At 61.9% G+C, this 20,405-nt stretch carries 19 protein-coding genes; 9 read left to right on the top strand and 10 right to left on the bottom strand.

The genetic code is table 11. The features are described 5' to 3' along the window. The first annotated feature begins 112 nt into the window (after positions 1–112). Positions 113–496, top strand: a complete 384-nt coding sequence (locus VOI21_RS22730) for an ester cyclase (RefSeq protein ID WP_323772254.1) — start codon at positions 113–115, stop codon at positions 494–496. A 15-nt stretch (positions 497–511) separates the two neighbouring features. Here the strand turns inward: VOI21_RS22730 and VOI21_RS22725 are convergent, their stop codons facing one another. After that, positions 512–1,525 (bottom strand): LacI family DNA-binding transcriptional regulator, encoded by a 1,014-nt coding sequence (locus tag VOI21_RS22725; RefSeq protein ID WP_323772253.1) that lies wholly within the window; start codon positions 1,523–1,525, stop codon positions 512–514. Positions 1,526–1,804: 279 nt separating this feature from the next. On the opposite strand from VOI21_RS22725, the gene VOI21_RS22720 reads away from it, so the two are divergent. The 5 genes from VOI21_RS22720 (at position 1,805) to VOI21_RS22700 (ending at position 7,222) form a co-directional block, all read left to right on the top strand. After that, complete coding sequence (locus VOI21_RS22720; protein ID WP_323772251.1) at positions 1,805–3,073, top strand: ABC transporter substrate-binding protein; 1,269 nt, start codon at positions 1,805–1,807, stop codon at positions 3,071–3,073. A 102-nt stretch (positions 3,074–3,175) separates the two neighbouring features. After that, complete coding sequence (locus VOI21_RS22715) at positions 3,176–4,021, top strand: sugar ABC transporter permease (RefSeq protein ID WP_323772250.1); 846 nt, start codon at positions 3,176–3,178, stop codon at positions 4,019–4,021. Next, positions 4,018–4,857 carry a carbohydrate ABC transporter permease gene (locus VOI21_RS22710; protein ID WP_323772249.1) on the top strand — a complete coding sequence of 280 codons (840 nt, stop codon included), beginning with the start codon at positions 4,018–4,020 and terminating at the stop codon, positions 4,855–4,857. Before VOI21_RS22715 ends, VOI21_RS22710 begins: the two co-directional genes overlap by 4 nt. Before the next feature lie 31 nt (positions 4,858–4,888). Further along, entirely contained in the window at positions 4,889–5,932 is a 1,044-nt protein-coding gene (locus VOI21_RS22705) for an ABC transporter ATP-binding protein (RefSeq protein ID WP_323772248.1), read from the top strand. A gap of 24 nt (positions 5,933–5,956) precedes the next feature. Beyond that, a complete protein-coding gene (locus VOI21_RS22700) occupies positions 5,957–7,222 on the top strand; it encodes an MGH1-like glycoside hydrolase domain-containing protein (protein WP_323772247.1) in 1,266 nt (421 codons plus the stop codon). 71 nt (positions 7,223–7,293) lie between these two features. Here VOI21_RS22700 and VOI21_RS22695 read toward each other — a convergent pair whose 3' ends face one another. After that, positions 7,294–7,719: an Lrp/AsnC family transcriptional regulator gene (locus VOI21_RS22695; protein ID WP_323772246.1), complete on the bottom strand. Its 426-nt coding sequence runs from the start codon at positions 7,717–7,719 to the stop codon at positions 7,294–7,296. A 142-nt stretch (positions 7,720–7,861) separates the two neighbouring features. Here VOI21_RS22695 and ctlX point away from each other — a divergent pair, with 142 nt between their 5' ends. Genes ctlX through VOI21_RS22680 form a run of 3 tightly spaced genes read left to right on the top strand, consistent with a single transcriptional unit; the run spans position 7,862 to position 10,810 of the window. Further along, the gene (gene ctlX, locus VOI21_RS22690) at positions 7,862–8,824 is read left to right on the top strand and encodes a citrulline utilization hydrolase CtlX (RefSeq protein WP_323772245.1); all 963 of its coding nucleotides are present in this window, start codon (positions 7,862–7,864) and stop codon (positions 8,822–8,824) included. Beyond that, the gene (gene rocF / locus VOI21_RS22685) at positions 8,821–9,750 is read left to right on the top strand and encodes an arginase (RefSeq protein ID WP_323772244.1); all 930 of its coding nucleotides are present in this window, start codon (positions 8,821–8,823) and stop codon (positions 9,748–9,750) included. Before ctlX ends, rocF begins: the two co-directional genes overlap by 4 nt. A 10-nt stretch (positions 9,751–9,760) precedes the next feature. Continuing rightward, complete coding sequence (locus VOI21_RS22680; protein WP_323772243.1) at positions 9,761–10,810, top strand: ornithine cyclodeaminase; 1,050 nt, start codon at positions 9,761–9,763, stop codon at positions 10,808–10,810. Between the two features lie 17 nt (positions 10,811–10,827). On the opposite strand, the gene VOI21_RS22675 is transcribed toward VOI21_RS22680, so the two are convergent. The 8 genes from VOI21_RS22675 to acsA all read right to left on the bottom strand — a co-directional run bounded on the left by VOI21_RS22675 (position 10,828) and on the right by acsA (position 20,373). Next, complete coding sequence (locus tag VOI21_RS22675) at positions 10,828–11,940, bottom strand: ABC transporter ATP-binding protein (protein WP_323772242.1); 1,113 nt, start codon at positions 11,938–11,940, stop codon at positions 10,828–10,830. A gap of 2 nt (positions 11,941–11,942) precedes the next feature. Beyond that, positions 11,943–12,836: a carbohydrate ABC transporter permease gene (locus tag VOI21_RS22670; RefSeq protein WP_323772241.1), complete on the bottom strand. Its 894-nt coding sequence runs from the start codon at positions 12,834–12,836 to the stop codon at positions 11,943–11,945. Next, complete coding sequence (locus VOI21_RS22665) at positions 12,833–13,735, bottom strand: sugar ABC transporter permease (RefSeq protein WP_323772240.1); 903 nt, start codon at positions 13,733–13,735, stop codon at positions 12,833–12,835. Before VOI21_RS22665 ends, VOI21_RS22670 begins: the two co-directional genes overlap by 4 nt. A 49-nt stretch (positions 13,736–13,784) precedes the next feature. Then, entirely contained in the window at positions 13,785–15,038 is a 1,254-nt protein-coding gene (locus VOI21_RS22660) for an ABC transporter substrate-binding protein (RefSeq protein WP_323772239.1), read from the bottom strand. Positions 15,039–15,226: 188 nt separating this feature from the next. Then, positions 15,227–15,478, bottom strand: a complete 252-nt coding sequence (locus VOI21_RS22655) for an acyl carrier protein (RefSeq protein WP_323772238.1) — start codon at positions 15,476–15,478, stop codon at positions 15,227–15,229. Then, a complete protein-coding gene (locus VOI21_RS22650) occupies positions 15,475–16,632 on the bottom strand; it encodes a dihydrolipoamide acetyltransferase family protein (protein ID WP_323772237.1) in 1,158 nt (385 codons plus the stop codon). The genes VOI21_RS22655 and VOI21_RS22650 overlap by 4 nt, the downstream gene beginning before the upstream one ends. A gap of 16 nt (positions 16,633–16,648) precedes the next feature. After that, entirely contained in the window at positions 16,649–18,643 is a 1,995-nt protein-coding gene (gene pdhA / locus VOI21_RS22645) for a pyruvate dehydrogenase (acetyl-transferring) E1 component subunit alpha (protein WP_323772236.1), read from the bottom strand. Beyond that, positions 18,640–20,373 carry an acetate--CoA ligase gene (acsA, locus tag VOI21_RS22640; protein ID WP_323772235.1) on the bottom strand — a complete coding sequence of 578 codons (1,734 nt, stop codon included), beginning with the start codon at positions 20,371–20,373 and terminating at the stop codon, positions 18,640–18,642. The genes pdhA and acsA overlap by 4 nt, the downstream gene beginning before the upstream one ends. Positions 20,374–20,405 lie beyond the last annotated feature (32 nt).

Genomic DNA, 20,405 nt, shown 5'->3' with positions numbered 1-20,405 from the left:
GCCATCGCAGTCGCCCCAGATTGCGCATGGATTGACGGCGCTGGCTGCAATGCCAGCCCAGCCCGCCGATGCGATGAAATGCGATTGTCCGGACACCCACAGGAGCCGCAAGATGCCCGACCTCGACAAGATGAAACGCGACACCGTCGCCTTTTACGAGATGATGTTCAACGACTGCCAACCCGCCGCCGCGATCGAGCGCTATGCAGGCGATGACTACATCCAGCACAATCCGCATGTCGCCAGCGGCAAGCAGGGCTTCATCGACTATTTCGAACGCATGGCCACCGAGCACCCCGGCAAGCGGGTCGAGGTGAAACGCGCCTTTGCAGAGGGCGACCATGTCATACTGCATTGCCACCAGATCTGGCCCGGCGGACTGGAATATGCGGGCATCGACATCTTCCGGCACGACGCGGCAGGCAAGATCGTCGAACATTGGGATGTCTTGCAGGAACTGCCGAAGTCCAGCGCAAACGAAAACGGGATGTTCTGACCCGCCACGCGGCGCCTAACGCCCTTGCAAAGGCGCTCCGGTGGTCTCACGTATCACCAGTTTCGCCGAGGCTTCTGACACCATCACCGGCGCATCCGGCTCCTCGATCCGGTCCAGCAACATGCGGGCCAGTTTTCGACCCAGATTGACCGGCGATACCGCCATGGTCGTCAGGGCCGGCGTGGCGACCGAGGCGTCCTCGGTGTCGTCAAACCCGATCACCGACACTTCGCGACCCGGATACTCCCCGGTCCGGATCAACCCCTGACAGGCCCCCAGCGCCACCATATCGCCGTTGCAGACCACCGCCGTCACATCCGGATGCGCGTGGCGCAGTGCCAGCATGGCCTCCAGTCCAGCGCGTTTCGTATCGTCAGATGGCCAGATGATCGGCGCGCCAAGTCCCGCGGAGTTCAGACCCGTCTCATATCCGGCAATGCGCGCTTTGCGGACGCTCGTCATCGTCGTTCCACCCAGGTAGGCGATGTTTCGATGCCCCAGACCGACCAGATAGTCGGTCGCCGTTTCGGTCGCCTCGGCGTTGCGCAACCCCACATGGTCAAACACCCGGTCGATGGGACGCAGGAAGGTAACGGTGGGCGTGCCGTGGGTGCGCAGCAGGTCCAGTGTCTGTTTGGGCGTGTTCTGTGCAGGCACCCACATAAGCCCCCCGCGACCGGCCCTGATGAACGCCTCCATCTGTCGTCCCTGACGTTCCTGATCGTCACGGGTGTCGAGAATGGATACAAGATACCCCTCTGCCTCCAGCAGATCGACCGCACCGCTGACCACCTCGGCGTTGAACGGGTTCGCAAACTGGTTGATCACAAATCCGATCTCGCGGCTCTCGCCAGAGCGGATCGCGGCCGCGCGGGAGTCAGGGATGTAGTGCAGCACCTTTGCTGCCTCCAGAACTCGTTTGCGCGTCTGCTCTGATATCCGACCTGTTCCGCGCATCACCTGACTGACCGTCGGTATCGAAACGCCCGCCGCCTTGGCGACACTTGCCAGCGTTGGTTTCATCGCCATGCCTGCCAGCCCCCTTGATACAACGATTTGCCAAAATATGCGCGGAAAGCCATTGGATCTCAAGACCCTCCGGTGCTTTGCGAATAAAATCGCCAAACCGCTTCGCTCAAACCCGTTGACACGTGGTATATCGTTATATCATGATTGGGCATGGTCGACCGAGTCGCCACTCTGCGAACGCCAGACCAAAGGGAGGGCGCTCACCCGATTTTCGGGCCAAGCGCACATTCAGAATACGGCCGGGCACCATGTCCGGAATGAAAACTCTGGGAGGAGTTCATGACTCTACGTTTCAAACGCGCCGGTGCCGCAACCGGTCTGGCCATTATGCTGACCGCTGTTTCCGCTCAGGCCGACGTGTTGTTCTGGTCGACACAGGCCAAGCCGGTCGAAGAAGCTCAGGCAATGCGTGAGCAGGTGCTTTCAAGCTTTGGCGACACGGTCGACTATCAGCCCAATGACGGCGGCCCATGGCTGACCCGTTTGCAGGCCGAGATTCAGGCCGGATCGGGCAGTATCGGTGTGCTGGGCGCGCTGCACGGCGACTTTTCCGCAATGGACCCAGCTGATCTGGTGGATCTTGGCGATATCGGTGTGATGTCGGCCTCCGGCACGTTTAACGACCTCGCCAAGCTGGGCACCGACGAGATGAAATACATCCCATGGATGCAGGCCAGCTATATCATGGCCGCCAACAAGGAAGCGCTGCAATACCTGCCAGACGGGGCCGACATCGACGCGCTGACCTATGACCAGCTGATCGCATGGTCCGCCAATGTGCACGAGGCCACGGGCGAGCCCAAATTTGGCTTCCCCGCAGGTCCCAAGGGTCTGAAGCACCGCTTCTTTCAGGGTTACCTCTACCCGTCCTATACCGATGGCGTGGTCCGTACCTTTGCCTCGCCCGAGGCGGTGACCGCATGGACAAAATTCAAGGAACTTTGGGAGCATACCAACCCGGCCTCAACCAACTTTTCCTTTATGCAGGAACAACTGCTGTCCGGAGATGCGTGGATCGTCTTTGACCACACTTCGCGTCTGGCGCAGGCATTTAACGAGCGACCCGACGATTTCGTCGCCTTCCCGGCCCCCGCCGGTCCCACAGGTCGCGGTTTCATGCCGGTTCTGGCTGGCGTCGGCATCCCCAAGACGGCCCCCGACATGGACGCATCAAAGGCCCTGCTTGCCTATATGCTGAAGCCGGAAACCCAGATCGCCACCCTGCGCGCCACCAACTTTTTCCCGGTGGTCGATGTGGCCCTGCCCGACGACCTGCCGCCCTCGGTCAAGGCCGCCGGTGACGCCATTGCCAAGATGAGCGGTTCGGCTGACGCCAACCCGGGCCTACTGCCCGCCGGTCTGGGCGACAAGGGCGGTGACTTTAACCGCGTCTTTGTCGATACCTTTGAGCGCATCATCCTCGCCGGTCAGCCGATCGAGCGCGTGCTGGAAGATCAGAAGGGACGACTGGCCGCCATCATGGAAGAAACCGGCGCGCCCTGCTGGGCCCCGGATGCCCCCTCAGAGGGTGCCTGCCCGGTCGAATAAGACCGCAGACGCATCCCTGCGTCCGGGCCCAGACAGGCCCGGACACCCCCTGCACAGTTTTTCCCTCACATGGCGCGGCTGCGTCAAATAAGGAGCGGTCCGATGAACGCCCGGTTCTTGCCCTATGTGCTGATCCTGCCGGTCACGCTGTTTTTGTGCCTGTTCTTCCTGTACCCCTTTGTGCTGGTCGCGCAGCAAGCCTTCAGCACTGGCGCTGGCTTTACGCTCGACAATTTCCGCGAAGTTGTCAGCCACTGGAAATTTCCGATCTCGATGAAAAACACCCTGCTGCTGGCCGCAGCGGTTGTCCCGGTACAACTGGCTTTGGCGCTGTTGATGGCAACCATGGTGACCCGCATGCAAAAAGGCCGCGATCTGATCCTGTATGTCTGGACCATTCCGCTGGGCATCTCCGATCTGGCCGCGGGCTTGATCTGGCTGGCTATCTTCGAACAGTCCGGTTTTCTCAACTCGATGATGAGCGGCATCGGCCTCATCGACAAACCGATCAACCTGCTGACGTTCCAGAACCCCTGGTTGGTCTTCGTCGCCATTGCGCTGGCCGAGATCTGGCGCGCAACGGCAATCATGCTGGTCATCCTTGTGGCGGGCATCGGACTGATCCCGAAAGAGTATTATGAGGCCGCAGAGGTCTTTGGCGCATCGCCGTGGAAGCGGTTTCTGCGCATTACCCTGCCGCTGTTGCGCCCTTCGCTACAGACTGCGCTGGTGCTGCGCGTGATCCTTGCCTTTGAGATTTTTGCGGTGGTCGCGGCCTTGGGTGGCACGCTGTTCCCGGTGCTCATGGGTGAAACCTATGCCTATCAGTTCGATCTTCTCAACAACGGTGCCGCCGCTGCGATGGCGCTGATCATTCTGGCGATCTCGATTGCCTTTACCCTGATCATCCTGCGCGTGCTGCGGGTCCCGAAAGGAGCAACCATATGACCGATGTCGCTGTTGCCGCGCCCGCCGCAGACACCCGCAAGGCCGGTCGCATCCTCTATGTCTCTGCCGTGGTCCTGCTATGTGCCTGGGTGCTGGTGCCGATCTATTTCCTGATGATCAACACGCTGTCCTCGCCGGAAACGGTGACCAGCTTTCCCAAGCCGTTCTTCCCGGAATTCGACTTTGGCAGCCTGTCCTTTTTCGCGAACTTCGCGGGCATGTTGTCGGCGCTCAAGAATTCCGTGCTGGTGGCAGGGATGACGATGATCATGTCAATCGCCATCGGCGCGCCCGCCGGGTATGCGCTGTCGCGGTTCGAGTTTCGTGGCAAGGCGACCTTTCGGATGCTGATCCTGCTGACACGAGCCTTTCCATTGCCGCTGTTGGCGCTGCCGCTTGCGGTGATGTTCATTCGCACCGGGCTGGACGACACCGTCTTTGGTCTGGCGCTGGTGCATACCACGCTGGCCGTGCCCTTTGCGGTTCTGATCACCTTTTCGCTTTTTTCCGGCATCCCGATGGAGCTGGAAGAAGCGGCGTGGACACTGGGCTGCACCCGCCTGACGGCCTTTACCAAGGTGGTGCTGCCGCTGATCCTGCCCGGCATCACCGCCAGCGCGATCTTTGCCTTTGTGATCTCGTGGAACGAGGTTTTCGCCGCTGCCGTGCTGACCATCGAAAACCGCACGCTGACCGCGTTCCTTTTACAGAACCTCGATACCTCGCCGCTGCACCTGAAATTTGCCGGTGGCTTCATCCTCGTCGTGCCCGCGCTGATCTTCATCTTCGCCGTGCGCAAATACCTCTTCGCCATGTGGGGCATCGCCAACCGCTGAGGCGGTCAGCGTGACAGAAGGAACCAGAGAAATGGCTGAAATCCAGATCAAGAACGTCGCCAAGAAATTCGGAGCCTATCAGGCGCTGCATGACATCAACCTGACCATCGCGGATCAGGAATTCATGGTGCTGCTGGGGGCCTCGGGCTGTGGCAAGACCACGCTGTTGCGGATCATCTGCGGGCTGGAAACCGCCACGGAAGGCGAAGTGTGGATCGGCGGACGTCGTGTCGACCACCTCGCCCCCAAGGATCGCGGCATCGCGATGGTGTTCCAGAACTACGCGGTCTTTCCGCACCTGACCGTGTTCGAAAACATCGGCTTTGGCCTGCGGATGCAGAAGCTTCCAAATAATGAGGTCAAGGCCCGCGTCGAACGGGTTGCGGCCCTGATGCACATCGAGATGCTGCTCAAGCGGTATTCCGGCGAATTGTCGGGGGGTCAGCGTCAGCGGGTCGCCGTAGCGCGAGCATTGGCGATGGAGCCGGATGTGATCCTGATGGATGAACCGCTGTCCAACCTCGACGCTTTGCTGCGGATGGAGATGCGCGCCGAACTGAAGGGCGTACTGGCGGAGTCCAAGACCACCGCCGTTTACGTGACCCACGATCAGGTCGAGGCTATGTCGATGGCCGACCGGATCAGCGTCATGCACAAAGGCGAGATCGTGCAGGCGGCATCGCCCATCGAGGTCTACCGCAACCCGGCCGCCGAATTCGTCGCCAGCTTTATCGGCAACCCGCCGATGAACTTCCTGCGCGCCGAGGCCGCCGGGGATGGCAAGTGGACGGTTGCAGGCAACGTGATCGACGGGCCGCGCTATGGCAGCTCACCGCTGCAATTCGCAATCCGGCCAGAGGACATGCAGCCCGCCGATCAGGGCCTTGTCGCCAAGGTTAGGATCGTGGAACCGCTGGGCGCACATCTGCTGGTCACATGCGACGTCAATGGATCGATGTTCCGCGCCGTTCTGGACAGCGATTTGCCGGTCAAGCAGGGCGACACACTGACACTGGCCCCCAATCCGGACCGCGTGCGCTGGTTCGATCCCGAAACCACCCTTGCGGTTGCCTGAGGCAAAACCATGCAAAGACATGAGATGATACAACACGCGCGGCAAGTGCTGAGCGACAATGATCGGGGCACCTATACGGTGCCGACGCATGGCCTTTATCCGTTCCAGTGGAACTGGGACTCGGCGCTGAGCGCGCTGGGGTTCGCACATTTCAACGAGGATCGCGCCTGGACCGAGATCGAGACGCTGCTGGCGCACCAGTGGGACGACGGGATGGTGCCGCACATCATCTTTCACCAGCCCGACGATGGTTATTTTCCGGGCCCTGAAGTCTGGGGCACCGGGCGTGACGTGCCAACCACAGGGATCACCCAACCGCCGGTTGCGGGCTTTGCGGTGTGCCGGATGTATGACCGCGCCCGAGACAAGGCACTGGCAGACAAACACGCCCGCGCCATGCTGCCCAAGATCCACGCATGGCACCAGTGGTTCTACCGCTGCCGTGATCCGCAAGCCACCGGCCTTGTGGCGGTCCTGCACCCTTGGGAAACGGGACGCGACAACTCCGTCGACTGGGATGCGGCTTTTGAGCGGGTTCCGACGGACGGCGTCGGCACATTCACCCGCCGCGACACCTCGCACGCCAATCCGGCGCACCGGCCCACGGACGAACAGTACAAACGCTATATCTGGCTGGTGCAGAAGTTCCGCAGCCTGAGCTGGGACAACACCAAGCTGCACGATGCCTCACCCTTTCAGATAGTCGACCCCGGCTTTAACGCCATCCTGATCCGCTCGTGTCATGACGTGGCCACCCTTGCCGCGCGTCTGGACATGCCCGAAATCGCGGCAGAGGCGCGCGCCATGGCGGACAAGGGCGTGGCCGCTATGGAACAGCTTTGGAGTGAGAAATGGGGCCAATACCTGTGCCTTGACCGCACCACGGGGATGCAGGTCGACAGCCCGTCAATCGGTGGTATTCTGGCGGTCTTTGCCCCGATCCCGAAAGAGCGCGCAGTCGCAATCAGCCAACGGATCGCGAAATTGGCCGAGGTCTGCGAGTATCTGGTCCCCAGCCACGACCCGACCGCTCCGGAATTTGACGGGTTGCGCTATTGGCGCGGGCCGGTTTGGCTGATCGTCAACTACATGATCGCGGACGGGCTGGAACAGGCCGGTGAGACCAGAATGGTTGGCCGGATCACCTCGGATTGCGTGCGGTTGATCGAAACCAGCGGCTTTGCGGAATACCACGATCCGATCACCGCCGAACCCTGCGGCGGCGCGCATTTCACGTGGACCGCAGCCATGGTCATCGAAATCCTCAACACCTACGAGCTTGCGGCATGAACCGCCGCTAAGACCAAGACATCACGAGCGCAGCGGGCTTGGCCGTCAGGTCAGCCAATCCCGACTGTGTCTCAGACGGAACTCAGCAGGATCGAGGTTTCACTGTTGGTGATCCCCGGAATGCCGCGCACGTCGCGCAGCACCCGGTCGAAATCCGCAAGACTTTCGGCGCTGAGTTCCGCCACCAGATCCCATTTGCCATTGGTCGAATGCAACTGACGCAGGGCCGCAATCCCCCTCAGGCTGCGGATCACACGTGTGGTCGACTGGCCCGACACCTCGATCATCATGATCGCGCGCACCACATCCGGCCCGTATTCCTCACGCGCGCGGATGGTAAATCCCAGCACCGCACCGCTGTCGATCAACCGAGCAAGCCGGTTTTGCACCGTCGCCCGCGTGACGCCCAGCACCGTGGCCAGTTTCGACACCGGCGCGCGCCCGTCCTCACGCAGGATGGCGATCAGCCGTTTATCAAGATCATCGAAGAGCTGCATATCGTTTTGCTCCATTGAGCTTATCAAACTGCATAAACTTAGGGTGCAAAAACCTCAACAAGGCAATGCAAATCGGCAAGCGCGCACTCTAGCTTGCTGCCAGCACCCCTTCGCTTACGCCTGCAAGAACGGACACCTCGCAATGTCGAAATCTTCGCTACAAGCACCCGCATCAGTCGTCATGATCCGGCCCCATCACTTTACACCAAACGCGCAAACGGCGCGCGACAACCACTTTCAGTCGCAGCCAGCGGGAACTGACTCGGAAACCATCGCACAGGCAGCCCATGACGAGGTCACGCAGGCGGCAAAGGTTTTGCGCGCCGCAGGCGTCAACGTCCACCTGTTTGAGGATACTGGCACCGAAACACCGGATTCGGTCTTTCCGAACAACTGGTTTTCGACCCATGCGGGCGGTCATGTGGCGGTCTATCCGATGTATTCGCCCAACCGCCGGGCGGAGCGTCGTCAGGACGTTCTGGACATGCTCAAGCAGCATTACCGCGTTCAGGACATCATTGATTATTCCGGGCTGGAACAGGACGGTCTGTTCCTCGAAGGCACCGGCGCGATGGTGATCGACCATCTTGAACGCGTCGCCTATGCCGCCCGGTCGCGCCGCACCAGTGAGATCCTGATGGAGCGGTTCTGCACCCATTTCAACTATGAGCCCATCGTCTTTGACGCGGTCGATGCAGGCGGGCAGCCGATCTATCACACCAACGTTCTGATGTGCATCGGCACCGATTTTGCGCTGATCGGATTGGACACCATCCCCGATGAGACCCGCCGCCAAGACGTGGCAGACCGACTGCGCCGGGGGGAGCGTGATGTGATCAACCTCACCCATGACCAGATCGCGGCATTCGCCGGGAACGCGATAGAGTTGCACGGGAAGGATGGCCCGATCCTCGCGCTGTCCTCGCGCGCGTTGCTTGCATTGGACGCGGACCAGCGGGCGCGCCTCGAAAAGCACGTCACGCTATTGCCACTCGACATTCCGACCATTGAAATGGCGGGCGGGTCGGTTCGCTGCATGATCGCAGGACTGCACCTGAGCGCCCGACCGGCGGCTCAAGACACCAAAACAGGAGTGATCCAATGACCGATATCGTGCTTTTGGGAGCGCCGATCGAGGCCGGTGCCGGACGCCGTGGCTGTGCCATGGGGCCAGCGGCCTACCGCACCGCCGGGCTGGCCGAGGATTTGCGCGCCCTTGGCCACACCGTGACCGACCTTGGCGACGCTGTGCCGGATGACACCGGCCCTATCGACGCCCCTCATCCTCATCTCAAGGCGTTGCCGACCGTGGCCGGGTGGACCCGCAGCCTGCACCGTCACGCGCATGATCTGGCGCGCGGCCCGGCGCTGCCGATCTACATGGGCGGCGACCATGCCCTGTCCATGGGGACGGTGACGGGCCACGCCGCGGCTGCCGCCGAGCAGGGCCGTCCGCAATTCGTGCTGTGGCTTGATGCCCACGCGGATTTCAACACGCTGGACTCTTCGCCCAGCGGCAATCTGCACGGCACGCCGCTGGCCTTCGCCTGCGGGCTGGAGGGGTTCGACTGCATGCTGGGTGGCCCCCTGCCCGCCAGTCTGGACTCCAAGAACGTCTGCATCATCGGATTGCGCTCTGTGGACGGGGTCGAACGCGATTTGCTGCGCGCCTCGGATGTTTCCGCGCATGACATGCGCGCCATCGACGAACACGGCATCGCGGCCCTGCTGAAGGAGTTCCTTGACCGCGTCGCCGCCGCCAATGGCCTGTTGCACGTCAGCCTTGACGTGGATTTCATCGACCCCGAGATTGCGCCCGCCGTCGGCACCACCGTTCCCGGCGGAGCGACCTTCCGCGAGGCGCATCTGGCGATGGAGATCCTGCATGACAGCGGGCTTGTCACGTCGCTCGACCTGGTCGAACTGAACCCTTTTCTGGATATTCGCGGCCTCACCGCCCGGCTGATGCTGGACCTGACCGCCAGCCTGTTCGGTCGGCAAGTGCTTGACCGCCCCACCCGCAGCTATTGAAAGAGTGACCATGTCCCCCCTACCCTCTGAACTGGCCTACGTGCCGTTTGTCTCGGTCGAGAACATGATGCGCCTTGTGCATCACCTCGGGATCGAAAAGGTTCTGACCGACCTCGCCGCGCGGATCGAAGATGACTTTCGCCGCTGGGAGTTGTTCGACAAGACCCCGCGCGTCGCGTCGCATTCCGATGTCGGCGTGATCGAACTGATGCCGACCTCGGACGGTGAGATGTACGGTTTCAAATACGTCAACGGCCACCCCAAGAACATGAAGGACGGCTTGCAGACCGTGACCGCCTTCGGCCTCTTGGCCGACGTCGACACCGGCTATCCCAAACTGCTGAGCGAGATGACCCTGCTGACTGCGCTGCGCACGGCGGCGACCTCTGCCATGGCGGCGAAACATCTGGCGCCAAAGGGCGCTACCACGATGGCGATGATCGGCAATGGTGCGCAGTCCGAATTCCAGTGCATTGCCTTCAAGGCAATCTGCGGCATCGACACCGTACGCCTGTATGACATTGACCCATCGGCGACGGATCGCTGCGCGGCCAACCTTGCCCAGCGCGGTCTGACCGTTGTGGCCTGCCGCAGCGCCGAAGAGGCGCTGGAGGGGGCGCAGATCATCACCACCTGCACCGCTGACAAGCAATATGCCACCATCCTGACCGACAACATGGTCGGCGCGGGCGTGCATATCAATGCCATCGGCGGCGACTGCCCCGGCAAGACGGAACTGCACCGCGACATCCTGCTGCGCTCAGAGATTTTTGTGGAATACCCGCCGCAGACCCGGGTCGAGGGCGAGATTCAGCAGCTTGACCCCGACCATGCCGTAACCGAACTGTGGCAGGTCATCTCTGGTCAGGTTGCGGGCCGGACGGCGGCGCGGCAGATCACCCTGTTCGACAGCGTCGGCTTTGCCATCGAGGATTTCAGCGCGCTGTCCTATGTCCTCGCCGCCATCGAGGGTACGGAGTTTTTCGCCAATCTGGACATGATCGCCGACCCCGACGACCCACGTGACCTGTTCGGGATGCTCCAGCGCGCCAAAACCTGACAGGATCGGGGACGCGCTCAGATCGCGTTCCCGCTTTTCGCGTCGAACAGTTTGGCCTTGGACATATCCACCTCAAAGCTGAACAATGTGCCGACATCGCGCGCGTCCTCGGGCCGGACGCGCGCGATCGCCTCTTTGCCCGCGATCTCAAAGACGATCATCGTGTCGGGCCCCGTGGGCTCGACCACCTCAACCGGGCGTTCGAACAGGAACCGATCCGGCCCCGGCAACTCTGTCCCGGCGGCAAAGATCGTCTCTGGGCGCAGGCCCAGCACCACAGAGCGTCCTTCGGTCAGATCAGACCGTCCGGAGACGGCGCTTGGCAACGGAAACACCACCGTCTCGTCGCCGGCGCCAACGGTCACCGCCCATTTGCCGCCGTTCCGGCGCAGGGTGCCCGGCAACATGTTCATCGGCGGTGAGCCCATGAACCCGGCAACAAACAGATCGACCGGATTCTCGTAAATCTCGTTGGGCGGGCCGAACTGGCGGATATGGCCATTGTCCATGACCGCAATTCGCGAGGCGAGCGTCATCGCCTCGATCTGGTCGTGGGTGACGTAAACAATCGTCTTGCCCAGACGCTGATGCAGCCGCTTGATCTCTGTCCGCATCTCGATCCGCAGCTTGGCATCGAGGTTCGACAACGGTTCATCGAACAGAAAGACTTCGGGTTTGCGTACCAGCGCACGACCCATGGCGACACGCTGCCGTTGACCGCCGCTGAGTTGCCCCGGTTTCCGGCCCAAGAGGTGATCAATCTGAAGGAGACGCGAAAATTCATCCACTGCCGCGTCCTGATCGGGCTTTGGCACGCGGCGGGTCTGCATTCCGAAGGTGATATTATCACGCACCGTCTTGGTCGGATAAAGCGCATAGGATTGGAATACCATCGCGATGTCGCGGTCACGCGGCGGGACGTCCTTGACCGCATGGCCGCCGATCTGAATCTCTCCGCCGGTCAAGGTCTCCAACCCGGACACAAGGTTCAGCAGCGTGGATTTCCCGCAACCCGATGGGCCAACCAGCACGACAAACTCTCCCGGTTCGATCTCAAGGTTGATGCCCTTGATGACGTCGGTGCTGCCGAAACTCTTGCGGACGTCGGTTAACAGAATGCCCGAGGCCATGGTTATCCTTTCACTGCGCCGGCCGACAGGCCGCGGACGAAATAGGCACCGGCCACCACGTAGACGAGCATGGTTGGCAGCGCCGCAATGATGGCCGCTGCCATATCTACGTTGTATTCCTTGACCCCTGTCGAGGTGTTGACCACGTTATTGAGCGCCACGGTCACCGGGTTGCTGTCGCCGATGGTAAAGGCCACGCCAAACAGGAAATCGTTCCAGATCTGCGTGAACTGCCAGATCACCGTGACCACAATGGCCGGGATCGACATGGGCAGAACGATCTGAAAGAAAATGCGAAAGAACCCCGCCCCATCGACCTTGGCCGCCTGCACGATCCCGTCGGACACCCCGACAAAGAAGTTGCGGAAGAATAGCGTCGTGAAGGCCAGTCCATAGACCGTGTGCACAAGGATCAGCCCCGAAACCGACCCCGCCAGCCCCAACTGGCCCAGCGTTCGTGCCATCGGCAGCAGGATCACCTGAAAGGGAATGAAGGCCCCGAACAGGATCATCGCAAAGATCCAGTCCGCCCCGGGAAAGCGCCATTTTGTCAGCGCGTAGCCATTGATCGCCCCCAGCAAGGTGGACAACAGGACAGCCGGGACGGCCATCACGGCAGAGTTCCACATGTAGGGTTTCAACCCGTCGCAGCGCACGCCGACGCAGGCGGAACTCCACGCCTTTGCCCAAGCGTCAAAGGTGATCTCTCGCGGCAGGCTCATCAGCGTGCCTTCGCGTATTTCCGCCAGCGACTTTAGCGAGGTCGACACCATCACGAGAAGCGGGATCAGGTAGTAGAGGCAGAACAGCCCCAGCACGAGGAACAACAGCCCGCGCATCAGGGTGTTATGCCAGCCCTTGGGGCGCACGATCCCGTGAATGGTGCGCTGTCTCATGAGCCGGTCTTTCGCAGTTCGGAATAGAGGTAGGGCACGATGATCGCCACAATGGTCATCAGCATCATCGTGGCGCTGGCCGCCGCGACGCCCAACTCGCTGCGTTGGAAAGCAAAGGCATACATGAAAGTCGCTGGCATGTCGGTGGCATAACCCGGCCCGCCGCCGGTCAGGGCGATGACAAGGTCAAAGCTCTTGATGGCAAGGTGCGACAGGATGATCACGGTCGACAGGAACACCGGCCGCAGGATGGGCAGAACGATGCTGGTGTAGGTTTTCCACGGACTCGCGCCATCAACGGCGGCGGCCTTCAGGATCTCGTCATCAACGGACCGCAAGCCCGCCAGAAACAGCGCCATCGCGTAACCCGAGCTTTGCCAGACGGCGGCGATAACCAGCGTGTAGATCGCGTAGTCCGAGTTGACCAACCAGTCGAAGGTGAAATTCTCGAACCCCGCCTCGCGCATGAACCGTTGGATGCCAAGGCCGGGGTTGAGGATCCACTTCCATACCGTCCCCGTCACGATGAAACTCAGCGCCATCGGATAAAGGTAGATTGTGCGGATCAGTCCCTCTGCCCGGACCCTCTGGTCCAGCAGGATTGCCAGAAAGATGCCGATCGCCATCGAAATCGCGATAAAGAGCCCCGAAAACACAAAGAGGTTCTTGATCGCAACGTACCAGCGCGGCGTCGCCCAAAGGCGTTCGTACTGCGCCAGCCCTTCAAAATCGTAGACCGGCATCATGCCGGAGGGTGTGAATGAGATATAGGCCGTCCATGCGATGAAGCCGTAGACGAAGAACAGGCTCAACGCGAAAAGCGGCGAGACAACGATCTGCGGCAGTCGCCGTTCGAACCAGCGGCCAAGACGCAGTGTGAAGGTCGGTGAGCTTTCCATTCGGACACGAAGGAGGCCGAGGCAGGTCCGCCCCGGCCCCGCGCCGTTCTTACATTGCGCGCGCGACAGCGTCGGCAAGCTTTTGCACCGCGTCCTCGGAACTCATGTCCGAGTTGAAGAACTCCGTCACAAGGTCGAGGAATTCGCCTCGCACCGACCGCGAGATAGCCATTTCATGCGCCATGGACGGCACCAGAGACCCACTTGCGACGGCGGCCACAAGATCCGCATGCGATTTCTGTGCGCAGATGTCGAAGTCGTCCAGCGGGACGTCCGTTCGCGCAGGGATAGACCCCTTGGCAAGGTTAAAGGTCTTCTGGAAGTCCGGCGACATGATCAGGCTCGCCAGTACCTGTTGGCCCTTCAGGTTGTCGTCGCCTGAGACCTTGAAGAAGGTAAAGCTGTCAGAGTTCAGGACAAAACCGCTGCCCGGCGTCGGTGCGCAGAGGAAATCCTTGCCCGGCACCTTGCCCGCCGCCAGAAACTCGCCTTTGGCCCAGTCACCCATGATCTGAAAACCGGCCTCTCCGCGCATCACCATGGCGGTGGCAAGGTTCCAGTCCCGACCGGGGAAGTTGGGATCGACATAGCCGCGCAGTTTGCGCAACTGGTCAAACGATGCGACCATCGTCGCTGAGGTCAGCGCGTCCATATCCAGATCGACAAGAGCCTTGCGGAAGAAGTCGGCTCCACCCACGCCCAACACCACGTCCTCAAAGATCGTGGCGTCCTGCCAAGGCTGGCCACCATGCGCAAGCGGCGTGATCCCCGCCGCCATCAGCTTGTCCGCGACGGCGTTGAAATCATCCCAGGTGGTCGGCATCTCGGTAACGCCGACCTTGGCCAGCACCTCTGGGTTGGCCCAGAACCAGTCAACGCGGTGAATGTTCACCGGCGCGGCCACGTAGTTGCCATCGTACTTCATGATTTCGGCAAGTGCGGGCGGCAAGACAGCATCCCAATCCTCGGCGTCAGCCACGCCCTGCACCTCGTTCAATGCCCCCTGCTGGGCCCATTCCTGAATGCCCGGCCCTTTGAGTTGCACGGCAGTCGGCGGATTGCCCGCCACAACCCTCGCCCGCAGGGCCGTCATGGCCGCGTCGCCGCCGCCGCCCGCGATGGGAGAGTCGTTCCAGACCCCGCCTTGCGCCTCGAAAGCCTCTTTCAACGTGCCCACAGCCTTGGCCTCGCCACCGGATGTCCACCAATGAAGCACTTCAACCGTCCCGTCGGACTTGGCCGCGGTTCCTGCCGACAGGGCCGCCAAGGTCCCTGCCACGGCAATCTTGCGAATGGTCTGCATCGTTATTCCCTCCCAGAACTCCGGAGGAGTCACGGCACGGCGACCGCACAAAAGGCAAAGACCGGTGTCCCCGTTCCGCCTTTTCACGTCCGAGTCGCATTCCTCCCTTCGAATACGATAACATCCCTCCCGACTGGCCATCTTGACGAAGATCAATACTGCCGCGTGGCATCGACGGATCGTCTGGGTCAGGCCTTTGCGGTCTTCTTTGTGAGGTAGGCCACCGCAAGCCGGGTCGTCGCGATGCTGGGGTAATCTGCCTCCGGAATGTTGACGCCCAACCGATCATGCAGAGCCGCCACAAGGTTCAACACATCCATCGAATCCAGTTCCAGATCGTCCTGAATGTGATCGTCCTCCCCAATCGTGGCAGCATCGATATCGGGCGCGATGCGGGTCAGTTCTTCATGGAAAATCATGCGTAGGTCTGTATCGCTCATAGGGCCTCCGGGTCTTTCAACAGGGTTTCAAATGCGGTGACAAAGCGCGCGGCGCTGCGGCCATCGCTGACCCGGTGATCCGCCGACAGTGTCAGCGTCACCACATGGCGCGGGACAAGGTCGCCATCGACGATCCAAGGGCGCAGTTGCGGCGCGCCCAACCCGACCACCGCCACCTGCGGGGGAAAGATGACGCCGGTCATCGCCTCTGCGCCGGATTCCCCAAGGCTTGAGATCGTGATGGTGCCGCGCGTCATTTCCGATGCCTTCAGCCGTCCGGCCCGTGCGCGCCCGACCAGATCGCGCATTCCGGCCATGGTCTCTGCCAGCGTCAGGTTCGCCGCATCCAGCAGCGCAGGCGCGACAAGCCCGCCACCGCGCAGGGCAATGGCGACACCGGGATTGACCGCATCTGAGGGGACGAAACCGCGCTCATCAGTGTAGTGTCCGTTCACCTCGGGTACCTGGCTGGCAGCAAGGCTCGCCGCCCGGACCAACAGCGCGCCAAGCAGGACACGTCCGGCGGGGGGCTGTCCTGCGTTATGGTTCTCCAGAAAGCGCATCGCAGGATCAATGTCGATGGTCTGGGACAGGTAGAAATGCGGGATCGTCTGTTTGGAGCGCGTCATCGCCGCGGCGATAGCCTTGCGCATTTCGTCAGCCAGATCAGTTGCGGGGCGCGGGGTTGGGGCTTCGGGAGCCGTCTTCTCAAGATCGCCCAGCAGGATCGCCCCACCCGGGCCGGTTCCGGTCAGCCCGGCAAGGTCGATGCCCAACTCTGCCGCCCGCTTGCGCGCGGCTGGTGATGCCGGGTGCGGTCCGGTTGTCGGCGCGGGCGCGGTCGGAACCGCAACCGGCGCGGTTGAAACGGGGACAGCGCTCTGATCTGGAGCCTCCGGTTGTGACGATGTGGCCGCTTTCGGCGCTGCCTCCCCCTCGGCAAGGATAATGGCAAGCGGCGCACCGACGGCCAGATCTGCGTTCAACGGCGCAATCAGTTCCTGCACGCTGCCCGCTTCGAATGTCTCGATCTCGATGGCGCCCTTCTGGGTTTCGACAACCGCGACCACGTCCCCCCGGCTGACCGTGTCACCCGGCGCGATGAGCCATTCAACCAATCTCCCCGAATCCATGTCAGAACCGAGAGACGGCATGGAGAACACACCCATCTCAGCGCCCCAGCACGGTTTTGGCAGCCGCAACGATGCTATCAACCTGGGGAATCGCCGCCGCCTCCAGATGCTTGGGATAGGGGATCGGCACCTCTGCGGAACAATGCCGCGCAACCGGCGCATCCAACGACCAGAACGCCTGTTCCATGATCCTCCCCGACACTTCGGCAGCCAGCGATCCGCTGCGCCAGCCCTCGTCGACGATCAGCGCGCGCCGCGTCTTACCGACCGAGGCCATGATCGTCGCGTCGTCGAGCGGGCGCAGAACCCGCAGATCGATCACCTCGGCAGAAATCCCCTCGGATGCCAAAACCTCTGCCGCGTCCAGCGTCTTGAACAGCGATCCGCCATAGGTGATCAGGCTGATGTCCGTCCCTTCGCGCCGCACCGCCGCGCGGGAGATGTCCACTGCACCGGCACCTTCGTCGATTTGCCCGGCACGATTGTAGAGCATGACGTTCTCAAAGATCAGCACTGGATCAGGGTCTTCCAGCGCGGTCCAGAGCATCCCGCGCGCATCTTCCAGCGTCGCGGGGGCCAGCACCTTGAGGCCCGGAATATGCGCGTACCAGCCTTCGAGGGAATGCGAGTGTTGCGCCGCCAACTGTTTGCCCGCCCCTGTTGCCATGCGGATCACCACCGGCACACCGAACTGGCCGCCGGACATGTGCCGCAAGGTGGCGGCGGTATTCATGATCTGGTCCAGCGCCAACAGTGAGAAATTCACCGTCATCACCTCGACGATGGGCCGCATTCCCGCGGCCGCAGCCCCGATGCCTGCGCCGGTGAACCCCGATTCCGACAGCGGTGTATCGCGGATTCGGTCCTCGCCGAATTCCTCCATCAACCCCATCGACACCGCGTAACAGCCGCCATAGGCCCCCACGTCCTCGCCCATCAGGAACACGCGGTCATCGCGCGTCATGGCCTCGCGCAGAGCCGCGCGCAGCTCGTCGCGGTAGGTTGTTTCGCGTGTCCTGCCCGTTGGGGCGGACACGGTGGGCGGGTCGGGTTGCGGCCCTAGAACGTGATTGCTCAGGCTTTCCACCGGCTCCCATGTTCCGGCCTCGGCAAAGGCAACCGCCTCTGCGATCTCGGCCCCGACGGCGCTTTCAATCTCGGCCACATCGGCCTCATGGATCAATCCGTTGTCCAACAGCCATGTTTGAAAGCGGACGATAGGCCCTTTCTTGCGCCACGCCTCGACCTCTGCCTTGTCACGATAAAGCTGGGCATCGAACATGGAATGCGCGCGGAACCTGTAGGTGCGGCATTCCAGAAACATCGGCCGCCCGGTCTCGCGGATCTTGGCGATGGCACGCCGTGCCGCGCCTTCGACCTCGACCACGTTCATGCCATCGACGGTCTCTGCGTCCATGCCATAGCCTGCGGCCTTTTGGGCAATCCGGGTTTCCGCCTCGGTCCGGGCAAGCGCCGAACCCATGGCGTAACCGTTGTTTTCACAGACGAAAAGCACAGGTAAATCCCACAGTTCGGCAAGGTTCATTGCCTCGTGGAACTCGCCTTCGGCCACCGCGCCTTCGCCGAAGAAACAGACCGTCACCCGGTCGTTGCCTTGCATCCTGTCTGCAAGGGCCAGCCCGCCCGCCAACGGCAGACCGCCGCCGACGATAGCGTTGCCGCCATAAAAGTTCGTCCCGGCATCAAAGAGATGCATCGACCCGCCCCGCCCACCGGAACAGCCTTCGGCCTTGCCGAACATCTCGGCCATGACCGTTTGCATCGGCACACCGCGCACCAGAGCATGACCATGTTCGCGGTAGGTGGCGACAATACGGTCCTCGCCGGTCAGGCAGGGGATGACACCTGCGGCAATCGCCTCTTCGCCGTCATACAGGTGCAAAAAGCCGCGGATCTTTTGTTTGGTGTAAAGCTCGGCACAAACATCCTCGAACCGGCGCACACGGATCATATGGCGCAAGAGTTGCAGGACATGGGCGCGATCGAGACGGGGTTTTTCTACAACGCTCATGTCTCATCTGTCTCCAATGTCGAGATGTCGCCTTCGGGCAGGCCCAATTCGCGCGCCTTGAGCAGGCGGCGCATGATCTTGCCAGACCGCGTCTTGGGCAGTGTGTTGCGAAAGACGATTTCACGCGGGGCCACAGCCGCGCCCAGCTTTTTCCGAGCGTGGCCGCGCAGTTCCCTCTCCAATTCCTCGGACGGCTGGTAGCCTGGATTGAGCGTGACATAGGCCTTGACCACCTCGCCCGCCGTCTCATCCGGCACGCCGATTACCCCGGCTTCGGCCACGGCGTCGTGTTCGATCATCGCACTTTCGACCTCGAAAGGGCCGATCAGGTGGCCCGAGGATTTGATCAGGTCATCGGCACGTCCGACAAACCAGAAATACCCGTCCTCGTCCTGCATCGCGAGGTCACCCGACAGATACCACCCCCCGGCAAACGTCTTTTGATAGCGCGCCTCTTCATGCAGATAGCTCCGCATCATCGAGGGCCATCCGGGGCGCAGCGCCAGTTCGCCGATCTCACGCGGGGCGCATACGCGCAGGGTGCCGTCATCGGCTTTGTCCAGGATCGCGGCCTCGACCCCGGGCAAGGGCTTGCCCATCGAACCGGGGCGCACCTCCATGCCGGGACGGTTGGCGATCATGATCCCGCCGGTTTCGGTCTGCCACCAGTTGTCGTGAAAGGGCTGGCCAAAGACCTTTTGCGACCAGATCACCGCCTCGGGGTTCAGCGGTTCTCCGACGCTGGCGAGGAATTTCAACGATGAGAAATCATAGGGGGCCGCAGCTGTGGCCCCTGCCCGCATCATCATCCGGATGGCGGTGGGGGCGGAATACCAGATCTGCACCCTTTCCCGTTCAACCGTGCTGTACCAGCGGTCAAGATCGAATTCTGCCTCATCGACGATCATCGTCACCCGGTTCACCAGCGGAGACAGGATGCCGTAAGAGGTGCCCGTCACCCAGCCGGGATCGGCGGTGCACCAATAGATTGCGCCAGGCGTCAGGCCCAAAGCCTCGCGGCCGGAGAACGCATGATAGATCACCGCGCTCTGGACATGCACCGCCCCCTTGGGCTTGCCCGTGGTGCCAGAGGTAAAGTGGATCAGCGCGGGATCCTCAGTATCCATCGGCACCGGGGCAAAGTCAGACGAAGCTGCCGCCATCTCGGGGCCAAGGGCCACACATCCCTCCGGAGCCTCGTCCCCAAGGATGAGAACCAGCTTGAGGCTAGGGATTTCGTCCCGCCAAGGCGCGATCTTGCGACGATAGATCGAGGCGGTTGTCAGCAGGACATTGGCCCCACCAATCTCCATCCGGGTGCGGATCGGTTCCGGCCCAAAGGCCGAAAAGAGCGGCGTGAACACCAGCCCGGCCCGCAGAGTGCCCAGCGCACCCGCGTAAAGCTCGGGCACACGCCCAGCCAATGAGAACAGGCTGTCCCCGCGCCCCAGATCATGCGCTGCAAGCACATTGGCGAACCGCGCCGACATCTCCATGAGGGCGCCGTAGCTGATGTCGCGCTGAGAGTCGTCCTTGCCAAACCAGCGCAGCGCGATCTGGTCGCCGTGCCCCTGCGCGACGTGCCGATCCAAAGCCTCATGTGCAATGTTCAGCCCGCCCTCTATCCCGTCGATCAGGCTGCGGGCTTCTGTCCAGCGGGCCGCTTGCGCCCGTGTCGCGGCCAAGGGGTCAAATGCAACCTCCAAGGCGGATTCGCTCTGCTGTGCCATGATGATCCTCCCTGCGGGACAGGATCGGTTGG

The sequence above is a fragment of the Antarctobacter sp. genome, from assembly GCF_034670325.1.
Classification (GTDB): Bacteria; Pseudomonadota; Alphaproteobacteria; order Rhodobacterales; family Rhodobacteraceae; genus Antarctobacter.
The sequence above is the reverse complement of the archived record's forward strand: the minus strand, read 5'-3'. Positions and strand labels throughout refer to the sequence as shown.

Excerpts from the sequence above, each read along its gene's own strand:
- VOI21_RS22725 (WP_323772253.1), bottom strand. The coding sequence starts at position 1,525 with ATGGCGATGAAACCAACGCTGGCAAGTGTCGCCAAGGCGGCGGGCGTT.
- acsA (WP_323772235.1), bottom strand. The coding sequence starts at position 20,373 with ATGGCACAGCAGAGCGAATCCGCCTTGGAGGTTGCATTTGACCCCTTG.
- VOI21_RS22720 (WP_323772251.1), top strand. The coding sequence starts at position 1,805 with ATGACTCTACGTTTCAAACGCGCCGGTGCCGCAACCGGTCTGGCCATT.
- VOI21_RS22680 (WP_323772243.1), top strand. The coding sequence starts at position 9,761 with ATGTCCCCCCTACCCTCTGAACTGGCCTACGTGCCGTTTGTCTCGGTC.
- ctlX (WP_323772245.1), top strand. The coding sequence starts at position 7,862 with ATGTCGAAATCTTCGCTACAAGCACCCGCATCAGTCGTCATGATCCGG.
- VOI21_RS22660 (WP_323772239.1), bottom strand. The coding sequence starts at position 15,038 with ATGCAGACCATTCGCAAGATTGCCGTGGCAGGGACCTTGGCGGCCCTG.
- VOI21_RS22695 (WP_323772246.1), bottom strand. The coding sequence starts at position 7,719 with ATGCAGCTCTTCGATGATCTTGATAAACGGCTGATCGCCATCCTGCGT.
- rocF (WP_323772244.1), top strand. The coding sequence starts at position 8,821 with ATGACCGATATCGTGCTTTTGGGAGCGCCGATCGAGGCCGGTGCCGGA.
- VOI21_RS22705 (WP_323772248.1), top strand. The coding sequence starts at position 4,889 with ATGGCTGAAATCCAGATCAAGAACGTCGCCAAGAAATTCGGAGCCTAT.
- VOI21_RS22710 (WP_323772249.1), top strand. The coding sequence starts at position 4,018 with ATGACCGATGTCGCTGTTGCCGCGCCCGCCGCAGACACCCGCAAGGCC.
- VOI21_RS22655 (WP_323772238.1), bottom strand. The coding sequence starts at position 15,478 with ATGAGCGATACAGACCTACGCATGATTTTCCATGAAGAACTGACCCGC.
- pdhA (WP_323772236.1), bottom strand. The coding sequence starts at position 18,643 with ATGAGCGTTGTAGAAAAACCCCGTCTCGATCGCGCCCATGTCCTGCAA.
- VOI21_RS22675 (WP_323772242.1), bottom strand. The coding sequence starts at position 11,940 with ATGGCCTCGGGCATTCTGTTAACCGACGTCCGCAAGAGTTTCGGCAGC.
- VOI21_RS22650 (WP_323772237.1), bottom strand. The coding sequence starts at position 16,632 with ATGCCGTCTCTCGGTTCTGACATGGATTCGGGGAGATTGGTTGAATGG.
- VOI21_RS22670 (WP_323772241.1), bottom strand. The coding sequence starts at position 12,836 with ATGAGACAGCGCACCATTCACGGGATCGTGCGCCCCAAGGGCTGGCAT.
- VOI21_RS22715 (WP_323772250.1), top strand. The coding sequence starts at position 3,176 with ATGAACGCCCGGTTCTTGCCCTATGTGCTGATCCTGCCGGTCACGCTG.
- VOI21_RS22730 (WP_323772254.1), top strand. The coding sequence starts at position 113 with ATGCCCGACCTCGACAAGATGAAACGCGACACCGTCGCCTTTTACGAG.
- VOI21_RS22700 (WP_323772247.1), top strand. The coding sequence starts at position 5,957 with ATGATACAACACGCGCGGCAAGTGCTGAGCGACAATGATCGGGGCACC.
- VOI21_RS22665 (WP_323772240.1), bottom strand. The coding sequence starts at position 13,735 with ATGGAAAGCTCACCGACCTTCACACTGCGTCTTGGCCGCTGGTTCGAA.